This window comes from Flavobacterium limi (assembly GCF_010645075.1).
Lineage (GTDB): Bacteria > Bacteroidota > Bacteroidia > Flavobacteriales > Flavobacteriaceae > Flavobacterium > Flavobacterium limi.
The window spans coordinates 559,106-570,620 of the sequence record NZ_JAADZV010000001.1; the positions used below are offsets into that span (position 1 = coordinate 559,106).

The 11,515-nt window shown below is 33.2% G+C and carries 11 protein-coding genes and 1 riboswitch; all 11 genes read right to left on the minus strand.

Translation table 11 applies throughout. From position 1 onward, the window contains the following. Positions 1 to 48: 48 nt before the first annotated feature. Positions 49 to 444 (minus strand): GxxExxY protein, encoded by a 396-nt coding sequence (locus GXM16_RS02425; RefSeq protein ID WP_163393244.1) that lies wholly within the window; start codon positions 442 to 444, stop codon positions 49 to 51. A gap of 108 nt (positions 445 to 552) precedes the next feature. Further along, positions 553 to 1,329: a thiazole synthase gene (locus GXM16_RS02430; protein ID WP_163392369.1), complete on the minus strand. Its 777-nt coding sequence runs from the start codon at positions 1,327 to 1,329 to the stop codon at positions 553 to 555. Further along, positions 1,310 to 1,948, minus strand: a complete 639-nt coding sequence (locus GXM16_RS02435; RefSeq protein WP_163392371.1) for a thiamine phosphate synthase — start codon at positions 1,946 to 1,948, stop codon at positions 1,310 to 1,312. The genes GXM16_RS02430 and GXM16_RS02435 overlap by 20 nt, the downstream gene beginning before the upstream one ends. Then, positions 1,941 to 2,693, minus strand: coding sequence for a hydroxymethylpyrimidine/phosphomethylpyrimidine kinase (locus GXM16_RS02440; RefSeq protein WP_163392373.1), 753 nt, complete (start codon positions 2,691 to 2,693; stop codon positions 1,941 to 1,943). The genes GXM16_RS02435 and GXM16_RS02440 overlap by 8 nt, the downstream gene beginning before the upstream one ends. Beyond that, on the minus strand, positions 2,660 to 3,253 hold the full coding sequence (locus tag GXM16_RS02445; RefSeq protein ID WP_163392375.1) for a thiamine phosphate synthase: 594 nt from the start codon (positions 3,251 to 3,253) through the stop codon (positions 2,660 to 2,662). Before GXM16_RS02445 ends, GXM16_RS02440 begins: the two co-directional genes overlap by 34 nt. 74 nt (positions 3,254 to 3,327) lie before the next feature. After that, positions 3,328 to 5,151, minus strand: coding sequence for a phosphomethylpyrimidine synthase ThiC (gene thiC / locus GXM16_RS02450; protein ID WP_163392377.1), 1,824 nt, complete (start codon positions 5,149 to 5,151; stop codon positions 3,328 to 3,330). 117 nt (positions 5,152 to 5,268) lie between these two features. Beyond that, on the minus strand, positions 5,269 to 5,475 hold the full coding sequence (thiS, locus tag GXM16_RS02455; RefSeq protein ID WP_163392379.1) for a sulfur carrier protein ThiS: 207 nt from the start codon (positions 5,473 to 5,475) through the stop codon (positions 5,269 to 5,271). 65 nt (positions 5,476 to 5,540) lie between these two features. Beyond that, positions 5,541 to 5,637: riboswitch (TPP riboswitch) on the minus strand. 121 nt (positions 5,638 to 5,758) lie between these two features. After that, a complete protein-coding gene (locus GXM16_RS02460) occupies positions 5,759 to 6,319 on the minus strand; it encodes a DNA-3-methyladenine glycosylase I (protein ID WP_163392381.1) in 561 nt (186 codons plus the stop codon). A 28-nt stretch (positions 6,320 to 6,347) separates the two neighbouring features. Further along, the gene (locus GXM16_RS02465) at positions 6,348 to 7,019 is read right to left on the minus strand and encodes a hypothetical protein (RefSeq protein ID WP_163392383.1); all 672 of its coding nucleotides are present in this window, start codon (positions 7,017 to 7,019) and stop codon (positions 6,348 to 6,350) included. Positions 7,020 to 7,034: 15 nt separating this feature from the next. Continuing rightward, complete coding sequence (locus GXM16_RS02470; protein WP_163392385.1) at positions 7,035 to 7,697, minus strand: queuosine precursor transporter; 663 nt, start codon at positions 7,695 to 7,697, stop codon at positions 7,035 to 7,037. Between the two features lie 49 nt (positions 7,698 to 7,746). Continuing rightward, positions 7,747 to 11,433: a TraB/GumN family protein gene (locus GXM16_RS02475; protein ID WP_163392387.1), complete on the minus strand. Its 3,687-nt coding sequence runs from the start codon at positions 11,431 to 11,433 to the stop codon at positions 7,747 to 7,749. Positions 11,434 to 11,515: the final 82 nt, after the last annotated feature.

Here is an 11,515-nt window from a genome sequence, read left to right on the forward strand (position 1 = left end):
TTGGCAGATTTAAGCAGATAAAAGTGATTTATCTAATTTTTGATCTGTTTAAAATTGTGTTTCATTTTTATATTTATTGGCAATTCTTTTAATATCGTCCAAGATGTTTAGAGTATTGAAATTTACCAATAAACCTATTTTCTTGTTAGTAAGCCTTAGATAAGTTGCAATTTGCTTATAATGAATAGGTGCTAAATCTTCCACAGATTTTAATTCAATAATTACCTTATCTTCAACTAACAAATCGATCTTAAAAGCGACATCTAATATTAGTTCATCATAAGGAATTGTAATTGATATTTGTCTTTCAACTTTTAAATCAAGTTTTGTTAATTCATAATATAAAGCGCTTTCATATACAGATTCAAATAATCCCGGGCCAAGTTTGTTGTAAACTTTAAATATGGCACCTCTTATTTTATATGATATTTCGTTTTCTGTCATCATTCTTTATTTTTCAATCGCTTAAAAATAAAGATTTTTCTTCCTTTTTTAAGGTGGTTCAGAAAAATAAAATCTTTTTTAGATCTGCATAAATCTGCGTGAAATAATTTATTCATATAAAAAAGAAGTCAATGGACTGGATGCTATAGCATAATTTTGCTTATTAGGCACTTTGGCTTCAAAAGCTTTTCTTCCGGCTACGACAGCTTCTTTAAAAGCTTCAGCCATTAGTTTTGGATTTCCGGCTACTGCTATTGCTGTATTAACCAAAACGGCATCAGCACCAATTTCCATCGCTTTTGCAGCATCAGAAGGAGCACCAATTCCGGCATCGACAATTACAGGAACATTGCTTTGTTCTATAATTATTTCCAAGAAATCAATTGTTTTTAAACCTTTGTTGCTTCCAATTGGAGATCCCAAAGGCATGACTGCGGCTGTTCCTGCATCTTCTAAATGTTTGCATAAAACAGGATCTGCATGAATATACGGTAGGACGATAAACCCTAATTTTGCCAGTTCTTCAGTAGCTTTTAAAGTCTCAACAGGATCCGGCATAAGATATTTTGGATCCGGATGAATTTCAAGTTTTACCCAATTGGTTTCGAGAGCTTCACGTGCTAATTGCGAGGCAAAAATAGCTTCTTTTGCATTTCTGGCACCTGATGTATTAGGCAATAAATTGATGTTTGGATGTTGTAAGTGTGATAAAATAGCATCCGTATCTGTTTCGAGATCAATGCGTTTTAAGGCGACTGTTACCAATTCACTTTCTGAAGCTAAAATTGCTTCTTCCATTTGCAGATTAGAACCAAATTTACCTGTTCCCAAAAATAAGCGGGAATTAAAGGTTTTGTCTCCTATATTAAAGAATGACGTTAGCATATAATTTGTCGTTAAGTTGTTGAACCAGTTTTTCCTTTTCGGGACTTTTTGTAATTATTCCGGATACGGCAATACCATGAACACCTGTTTTTATCAGGTTTTCTATGTTTTCTAAAGTAATTCCGCCAATAGCGTAAACTGGAATTGAAATGTTTTCTGTTTTCATTTTATTTAGAATTGAAGCATAACCTTCAGTACCTAAAATCGGGCTTAGTTTTTCTTTGGTTTCAGTAAATTGAAAAGGGCCTAAGCCAATATAATCACAGCCGTTTTTCGTCTGAAGAAGAATGTCTTCAAAGGTGTTTGCGGTTGCACCAATAATTTTTTTCTCTCCTAAAATAGCTCTTGCCCCTGAAATGCTCATATCGGTTAAACCTAAATGTACGCCATCTGCAGCTATTTTCTGAGTCAGTAAGACATCATCATTTACAATGAAAGTTGCCAGATATTCTTCGCATAAATTTTTTACAGCTTCAGCTAAAGCAAATCTTTTTTCAGAAGTTTGATTTTTAAACCGCATCTGTATCCAATTACATCCGGCATCAAGAGCCTGATGAATATTTTGCAATTGCTTTTCGTTTGTCTCTCCTTGCGAGATATATTGTAATTTGTTAAACATAATGATGGCCAATTAATGATGGTGAAGAATTTAAATATTTTTCTATATACATTTTTGCCTCCTGACAGGCGGTTTTTAAGTCATATCCTAAAGCTAAATTTGCGGCAATTGCTGAAGACAATACACAACCTGAGCCGTGCTTTGGGCGGAAATTGATTTTAGTTGGCGAGAGTTCAATTAGGTTACTCTTTAAAAATAAATAATCAGTACCCAAAGCGGTATGATTATGCCCGCCTTTTAATAAAATAGCAGCTGGAAGTTCATTTTTAACCCAAAGTTTTTCAGAAATAAAATTTGGATAAAGCTGAAGAATTTCCTCATAATTGGGTGTTATCAAATCAATTTTGGATAATGTTTTTTGTAAATCTGCTTGGTTTTCAATTGTTAAAAATTCAAATTCAGTAGAGGATTTCAATACAGTATCCCACACAATAATAGTGTTTGGGTTTAATTTTTTAATTAAAGAAACGACCTCATTTAAGTATGAAAAGGAAGGAATAATACCAATTTTAACCGATTTTACCGGATAATTTTTGAATAGTTTTTTTATGGAACGCAATACAAAATCAAGCGATGTCCATTCAATTTCGTAGAATTTACAATCGGTTTGGATTGTATTTGCAGTACTTATAGCTAATCCCTGCACCTGATGCTGTTCAAAAGTTTTAGTGTCTGCTAAAATTCCGGCACCTCCCGAAGGATCTAAACCTGCTATGCTGAGAGCGAAAGGGCGATTTTTTGACATAGTTTAAAATTTTTAATTGCATTTGAATCATTCCATATTGTACCTAAAAGAGCGACATCATCAAAACCATTTTGAAGGGTTTTTTCAATATTGTCTGAATGTATTCCACCTAAAGCGACCATTTTTGTATTGAAATTTTTTCTTTGTTTTATATCTTCAGAAAGATTAGTTTTTGGATTGTAATTTTCTTTCGAAATGCTGGGAAATACAGGACTCAAAAAAGCATATTCGAAAATGTTTTCCAAAGCATTGAAATCCTGAATTGAATGTGTTGACGTAGACAAAACAAAACCCGATAGCCCATTAAAATCAATTCTTTTTTTTCTTTCTGTTTCTGGAAAATGAATTCTGTTAATTCCAAAATCGGCCGCTATTTCATGATGATGGTGTAAAACCAGATTCTTTCTATACTTGTGTTTTATCTGATGAATAAATTTTGCTGTTTCTACTTCTGAAAAATCAGGTTTACGAATATGAAGTAAAGACAATCCTTCTTCAAATAAAGAATCAATAATGCCAATTTCATCTGCAACAGCCGAAGGATTTGTAATTACGATCATATTTAGTAAAATGTTTTCTGTGAGATGTAAAATGTGAAAAGTCCTAATTTTCACATTTTACAAGTATCATCACATTATATGTAAATCTCTTTTCCCTGTTCAATAAATTCCTCTGATTTTTCCTGCATTCCTTTTTCGGCAGCAGCCACATCACGGATTTCCTGAGATATTTTCATTGAGCAGAATTTCGGTCCGCACATCGAACAGAAGTGAGCGACTTTTGCACCATCGGCAGGAAGCGTTTCATCATGGAACTCTCTTGCGGTATCAGGGTCTAATGCCAAATTGAACTGGTCTTCCCAGCGGAATTCGAAACGGGCTTTGCTCAATGCGTTGTCACGATACTGTGCTCCAGGGTGACCTTTAGCCAAATCGGCAGCGTGGGCTGAGATTTTATAAGTGATTACGCCGTCTTTTACGTCTTTTTTATTGGGTAAACCAAGATGTTCCTTTGGAGTTACATAGCATAACATGGCACAGCCGTACCAGCCAATCATCGCAGCGCCAATCGCTGAGGTGATATGATCGTAACCTGGGGCAATATCTGTCGTTAACGGGCCTAAAGTATAAAACGGAGCTTCATGGCAATGCTCTAATTGTTTATCCATGTTTTCTTTGATCATGTGCATCGGAACGTGTCCCGGGCCTTCAATAAAAACCTGAACATCATGTTTCCAGGCAATTTTTGTAAGTTCTCCCAAGGTTTCTAATTCAGCAAACTGAGCAGCATCGTTGGCATCAGCAATCGAACCCGGACGTAAACCGTCACCAAGAGAAAAAGCCACATCGTATTGTTTCATTATTTCGCAGATCTCTTCAAAATGGGTGTACAGGAAGTTTTCTTTATGATGAAATAAACACCATTTTGCCATAATTGAACCGCCTCGTGATACGATTCCCGTAACTCGATTTGCGGTTAGATGGATATAACGAAGCAAAACCCCGGCGTGAATCGTAAAGTATGAAACCCCTTGTTCTGCCTGTTCGATTAATGTGTCTCTGAAGATTTCCCAGGTTAAATCTTCGGCAATTCCTTTTACTTTTTCCAAAGCCTGATAAATAGGGACAGTTCCAATTGGAACAGGAGAATTACGGATAATCCATTCTCTGGTTTCATGAATGTTTTTTCCTGTCGAAAGATCCATAATCGTATCAGCTCCCCAGCGGCAAGCCCAGACTGCTTTCTCAACTTCTTCCTCGATACTTGAAGTCACAGCGCTGTTTCCGATATTGGCATTGATTTTCACTAAAAAGTTACGGCCAACAATCATCGGTTCGCTTTCCGGGTGATTGATGTTATTTGGAATAATGGCCCTTCCGCAAGCTACTTCAGAGCGTACGAATTCGGGTGTAATTTTGCTTTTTGGAGTGTTTGCACCAAAACTATGGCCGCTGTGCTGACACTGCATGGCTTTTGTTTGTTCATTTAAAAGCTCGATGCGCTGGTTTTCACGGATTGCAATATATTCCATTTCAGGGGTAATAATTCCTTGTTTGGCATAATACAACTGTGTTACGTTTGCACCTTTTTTTGCGCGTTTTGGCTGGTGTAAATATTCAAAACGAAGGTGGTTTAAGCTTTCATCTTTCAATCGGCTTTGTCCATAATCAGAAGTTATTTCGTCTAAGATTTCAACGTCATTTCGGTCTAAAATCCATTGATCTCTCAAACGGGGCAGACCTTTTCGAATGTTGATTTCAATATTCGGATCAGTATAAGCTCCCGATGTGTCATAAACGGTTACGGGAGGATTTTTTTCTATTCCGCCATTCGAAAGTTTGGTGTCGCTTAACTGAATTTCGCGCATCGCAACTTTTATGGGGTGAATTTCGCCGTCTATATATACTTTTTTAGAATTTGGGAATGGGGTTCTGGATATTTGTTCTTCGTTTGTCATAGTCTGTAAGTTGTATATTGTAAAATGTAAAATGTAAGATGTGATGGTAGAGATCTGCAGTGCGTCTTTTTTAGTCCCAAATTGGAATTTGGATATTTTAAAATTGGAATTTAATTCCTAACCTCCCTGAGTAGCAGAAATAATTAAAATTTCATCCGTTTCGGATACGAAGTGACTGCTCCAGTTAATTTTTGGAACAACGGTATTGTTGATGGCAACGGCGATTCCGTTTTGTTTGTTTGGAATTTCGAGATCGAGCAATGATTGAACGCTAAGCGATTCAGTATTGAATTGTTTGATTTGTTGGTTGATTTTTAGTTCCATTCCTTTTGAATTTAGTGTATAGTGACACATTAGGAATGGCTGCAATTGCGCATAAAAATGCGTGAAGAAGTCATCTTACTTTTCCCTACGCTAGTATGAACTAGATCAGGTTCAGAGGGTAAAATCTCAGCCTGCACGATGCAGACACCCCTAAAGTGTGAAGCAAATGTAATGAAAATTTTGCTTGGGAGTTTAAAAAAGTTTCATGTTTTAAGTTTAAAGTTTACTATTGGATAATTTCCGTTTCGATCGTAACCTGAAACCTGAAACTTGAAACAAACCTTTATTTTGTTCTTGTCCAGCAATCTTCCGCATGATCATTGACCATTCCGGTGGCTTGCATGTGAGCGTAAATTACGGTAGAACCTACAAATTTAAAACCTCTTTTTTTTAAATCTTTACTGATTTCGTCAGAAAGCGGAGTAGTAGCGGGAACGTCTTTTGAAGTTTTTGGATGGTTTATGATTGGTTTTCCATCGGTGAATTTCCAGATATAATCTGAAAAACTTCCAAATTCATCCTGAACTTTCATAAAAGCCTGAGCATTAGAGACGGCAGCTTTTATTTTGAGTTTATTGCGGATTATTCCGTTGTTCTGCATCAGTTCTTCGATTTTATCATCGCAATACAGGGCTACTTTTTTATAATCAAAATGATCGAAAGCATTTCTGAAATTTTCTCTTTTGTTTAAAATCGTAATCCAGCTTAATCCGGCCTGAAAAGTTTCCAGAATCAGAAATTCGAATAGAGTAGGATCATCATAAACGGGTATACCCCATTCTTCGTCATGGTATTTTTTGTATAAGTCACTGGAAGTACACCAGCCGCATCTTGTAGGTTCCATAGATTTTACATTAAATAGGCAGGTTTATTTATTTGCCGATTTGCCAGCTGTATCCTTTTACACCTGGAATATAGGCTGAACTGCCTACTATAACCAGATTATTGTAGATTCTTTTTTCATGTTTGATTCCGATTGCAGTTCCGGAAGTATATAACTTATTAGCTTTGAAAATAATTTTCATAATGCCGTCTTCGAATTTTGCATCGGAAACTTTTTCGAGTAGCCATGTCGATTTCCATTTCACAGCTATTTCATCATCAGCGGTTTTTGTAATGCTTTTAACGATTTTGACGGCTTCTTTTGGAATTTCGAAATTATCAATTAGTTCTTTTTGGGTAAAAGTATCTCCAATTTCGCTATTCGACAATATTTTTTTTAAATTATCAAACGTCATTAGATTCTTGTTTGATTCTTTTATGTTAACTTCCATATTTTCTGTATCAGTGTAGAAGTTTGGCATTACAGATTTGTCTTCGGAATCTTTATTGTATGAAAGAAGGTTTTTTTTGTGCGAATTGTAATTCTTGCTTAAATATTTGATCTCCGGCTTTTGTAAAGAAGCTGTTTTTGTCTTTTTTTCAGAAACAGGATTTAATTTATTTACAGAAACGATCACTTCCTTTTTAAGCTGTTTGTTTGCTTCATTGCCACAGCTTAAAAAAAAGTAAGATATTAATATGATTATCCCTGTATTTTTCATACTGTGAAGATAATTCTAATCGACTACAGATGTGTGCTCATTTAAATATTTTTTGATCAAATAATGACCCAAATAAATTAAAGGTGTCAAAACAATAGCAATTGAAAGTTTAAATGTATAGCCAACCAGTGCAGATGACAGGAAGGTATTAAAATCAATTTTTCCGGGCAAATAAAATGCAATACCCAGAACGATAAACGAATCAAATAATTGCGAAATTATGGTTGATCCTGTTGTTCGAAGCCATATTTTTTTATTTCCCGTACGGTTTTTAAAAAACCAGAAAACACTAACATCTATAAGCTGCGAAACCATAAAAGCAATAATACTTCCTACAATAATCCACATGCTTTGTCCAAAAACTGCCTGGAACTGTTGATCATTAACCGGACTAATTCCTTTTGCTGCCGGAATTGCAATCGCCATAAACAATATCAAAAAGGCATATGCAATTAGGCAAGCGGTAATAAAAGATAATTTTTTCACCCCTTTCTCGCCAAAATATTCATTGATTAAATCTGTTGTGAGAAAAACAATTGGCCAGGGTAAAATCCCAATACTCATTACAAACGGTCCTATTTGAATTAATTTGCCCCCAATAAGTTCTGCAACAATTGCATTTGTTATAAATATTCCTGCCAGAATTACAAAAACAATTTCTTTTTTGGTTTTAAACATATAATCACGATAAAAATTCAGATTTTCAAAGTTAATTCTTTAAGCTGAATTAATTTAAAAATGATTCATCAAGAGCAGTTTCGTTTATTGATTTTTCTTTTTCAAAACTTGCTCTTGGGTGACTGTCATTTAGCAATTCGTTGATAATCAATTTGTATTTTTCTTCTAAATTTTCTTCATCATCTATTTGTATGATATCGAAAGTTTTGAAAGCTAAAGGATTTATTTGTTTGTTTTCTGTTATAAAGGCTATTGTGTATAATTGATCTTTAGTTGTTTCTGTATCTGGTTTCTTTGTTTTGATTTTGTAAAAATAGAACGAAATTTCTTTGCCGTTTTTCTCAATTAATTTTTTTTGTAACAATGAAACAGAGTCTTTTTTAGTTAAATTTTGAAAATGTACAACAGCAGATTTAGAGATTTCTTCATCTGTAAACTGCAGCAGTTCTTTCTTGTTTTGATTTAATAATAAATTGATCATCACAAATTGTATTTTTGGGTCTTTTAAAAACTCCTGAATCTCTGATGTAGTCAGTTTATTATGAATAATTCCTAATCTGGCCAACTCTATATTCAATTCAGGAATATCAAGTTTTTTTATTTTGTTTAAAACCTCTTTTACCGCATTGTCATCAGTATAATTATAGATTAAGCTAGTATAATTTATGAGATCAGTCAGAGATTCTGCGGGTTCTGAATATAAATCAACATTTTCTTCAGATTCTTCTGTATCATCACTTTTTTTGTTTTTTTGATTCCAGCTTGCCACTCTTTTATATTCCAGTTTGGTGTTGGTAAGAATGATTTTTTTGAAGGCTTTTATCTTATTGACTGTTATAAGTTTCTTCTCTAATAACAAATTGCAGAAATCAATAATTGGCTTATTGTATTCTTTGATACTGTAATACTGAAAAATTTCAGGAAACAAGTCCTTGCTGTTTTCCGGATCAATTTCAAAAGAATTAAAAAGGTTTATTATTTCGTATTGATTATCAGAAATGGGTAAATCATACTCTAAAAGTTCATTTATTTTTTTATAACCTGCTTTTGATTTTTGAAGAGAAATACTCTTTAGAATACTAATCTGAACATCAGTTTTTACAGATTCTTTTTTGTAATAATTTTCGAGAAAGGGAATTACCCTATCGTCATTTATTTGGCCTATTTTTTCTAAAAGAGAAGTGATTGCATCTGTTTCGTTTTCTTTAAAATTATACGTATTAATAAAATTAGTAATGCGCTCCAGATCATTTTTTGTAATGTCGAGATTCTCTATAGATTTTAATGCAGAGTATCGAATAGTATCTTTTTCACTTTTGGCATCTTCTATAAAAAGTTTGATTTTATCCTCTGAAAGATTTTCTTTTTTGTTTTCGGCGAAAGCTAATGAATTAAAAGTATTTTCTATGAAAGGATCATTATTCTGATAATTTTTCTCTGTCAGGGTACTCAGTAAATAGTAAGTGTTGTTCTTATAAAGTGCTTTATATTTAATGGACTGAACGGCATCTGGTTTAGCGACAGTTGCATTAATAGTGTAGCTGTTTTCATCTTTGTTGAAAGTTGTGTTTTCAGCTAAAAACTCATAGCTATTTGTTTTGTCAGCTAAAATTTTATTCCAAAGAGATTTCGAAAATCCTTTTTTTTGATATAACGCAATATTTAATAATGAGTTAAGATTCCCATACGATTCATCTTCTCCATAATCGTAATCATTTTCAGCTAAGTCATCTTCAAATTGTTTTAAAAATGCTTTTTTAAATTTACTTTGAATGGAATCAATTGGTAAATCACGTTCATACTTATGGTATTTGTGATATTCGAAGTTTATTTTTCTGCCTGTTTCAGAATTAAAAACCAGATATTGATTTACTTGCCTGAAAGTGTTTTTTGCTTCGGATTTTGTTTTTAATTTTAAAAATAAATTTTTATTTTCTTTTTCGGGAATTTCTATTTTATAATTCGCTATAGAATCAATTAGAATTTTCGATTTTGATTTATAGTCAAAAGGCTTTATTAAAAAAGAATTGAAAAATCGGTTTGTATTTGTTTCGGATGCATTGATGGTTCCTAATAAATAATATTTGTTTCCGTGTACAATGGTTTTAAGATTTATTTTTCTGTCCCCAATGGCAGAGGATGAAACAAAAGAATTTTCAAATTTATTATAGCTTGCTTTTGTAGAATCCTGGTCATGCTGTAAATAAAACTGATAATGTATTTGCTTTTGTTCATACTCGGAATTCTCTAATAAATCAGTATCATTTAATGTTTTTTCTCTTAAAAAATAATATCCTTTTTCCTGATTATCATAGCCCTGGATCTCAATATTGGTTCCTTTTTCGATACTATTTCCAAAAACTAAATTAAAAGATGGAATTTCTATTTGAAATCCGCCTTTTATTGGTTTTATTTTTTCCCAGTCATTTTTAAAGGGCTTTATTTTTATATTTTCAAAAACACTGTTTTCATATTGACGTACATAATTTGCAGGACCAGTCATAGAGACTGAGATGATTTCTAAAGGTGTTATGTAGAATCTTGAGTGCTGGCTATTGCCTGTTTTAGTAATGTTTTTTATATCATATCCTGAATAATTCGCTTGTTCAAAATATTTTTTCTCAATAATATCCCCGGCAATTTTTTCAAAAAACAAGCTGTCCAAAGATTTGGGATTATACTGTATATCATTCTTTTTAAGGAAATAATTGAGAGGGATTCTTTTTATGGTGATAGCGCCTCCATTGGTGAAATCAGGTGATCCTAAAATTTCATTTTCATCTATAATAGTACTGTATAATGGAATTTGTACCATCTTGTCTTTTGTTGAAGAAGCAACAAAGTTTGGATTAGGAAAATAAGCCTCAATTGTCTTTTTTTGATTTTTTCCGTTGTCAGTAAAAATGTCTATTATAGGTTTTACCGTGTATCCTTTACGCTTTAAAATTTCGATCATACCATCACTTCCGGCAAGATGCGCTGCACCTACTGCAGAAAATAAACTTCCGGTCTTAGCTATAGAATCTATGCTGTTAGCCATAATTTTATTTCGGTTTACAATAAGGGCGTCATGCGCTTTTTTTGAAAACATTAGTTTGTAGATAGAATCCAGCATGATGATATCCTTCTCTCTGTAGTATTCTTTTAGGGCCTCTGTTGGATTTTTGTTCTTTAAAAGTTTCATTAAAGCAACTTTGTTCTCTTCTTTTGGTTTGGCATCGTTATCTTCAATCTGAAGTATAGAAAGTATCGACTCTTTAGCATTTTCTAAGCCTACGATTTTTTTCTTATACTTTTTACCGGTTTGAAATATAAACATATCAAGTACAGTATTTTCCTGAAAATCTGCCTGTTCCCCTTCAACTCCGGAAAGCATGCTTCTAAAGAATCGGGAACTGTCATTGTTGAAAAGTGTTTTGATATTTTCTTTTGTTGTTGGAAAAAGATAGAATTCGGTATAAAATTTATTATACAAGTTAAAATTGTCGCCTTTCATTAAGTCACTCAAATCAGTCCATGTTTCAGGATTACTCTCATTAGCTACAATATCTGAGTTTAAAAGGTTCTTGAAAAATGAGTCGGATAAATGAAAAGATACCTTATCATTTACGTGCATCGTACCATACAAGTAAGAGTTTTTTGTAAGTCCGTTTCCTGATATTTCCCAAAATAAACTTTTGTTTTGAGACTGAACAAATGAAGTAATCAATAATGAAATTAAAAGTAGTTTTTTCAATGGAAGGTTTTATTAGTTTTGCAAAACAAATATAGATAGAATCCTGTTAATTTACCTGTAAGTTTAGTTTTTCTGAGTTAAA

Bases quoted from the DNA above. Each gene is read 5' to 3' on its own strand.
- GXM16_RS02470 (WP_163392385.1), bottom strand. From the start codon at position 7,697: ATGTTTAAAACCAAAAAAGAAATTGTTTTTGTAATTCTGGCAGGAATA.
- GXM16_RS02465 (WP_163392383.1), bottom strand. From the start codon at position 7,019: ATGAAAAATACAGGGATAATCATATTAATATCTTACTTTTTTTTAAGC.
- GXM16_RS02435 (WP_163392371.1), bottom strand. From the start codon at position 1,948: ATGTTTAACAAATTACAATATATCTCGCAAGGAGAGACAAACGAAAAG.
- thiC (WP_163392377.1), bottom strand. From the start codon at position 5,151: ATGACAAACGAAGAACAAATATCCAGAACCCCATTCCCAAATTCTAAA.
- GXM16_RS02460 (WP_163392381.1), bottom strand. From the start codon at position 6,319: ATGGAACCTACAAGATGCGGCTGGTGTACTTCCAGTGACTTATACAAA.
- GXM16_RS02425 (WP_163393244.1), bottom strand. From the start codon at position 444: ATGACAGAAAACGAAATATCATATAAAATAAGAGGTGCCATATTTAAA.
- GXM16_RS02430 (WP_163392369.1), bottom strand. From the start codon at position 1,329: ATGCTAACGTCATTCTTTAATATAGGAGACAAAACCTTTAATTCCCGC.
- GXM16_RS02445 (WP_163392375.1), bottom strand. From the start codon at position 3,253: ATGATCGTAATTACAAATCCTTCGGCTGTTGCAGATGAAATTGGCATT.
- GXM16_RS02440 (WP_163392373.1), bottom strand. From the start codon at position 2,693: ATGTCAAAAAATCGCCCTTTCGCTCTCAGCATAGCAGGTTTAGATCCT.
- thiS (WP_163392379.1), bottom strand. From the start codon at position 5,475: ATGGAACTAAAAATCAACCAACAAATCAAACAATTCAATACTGAATCG.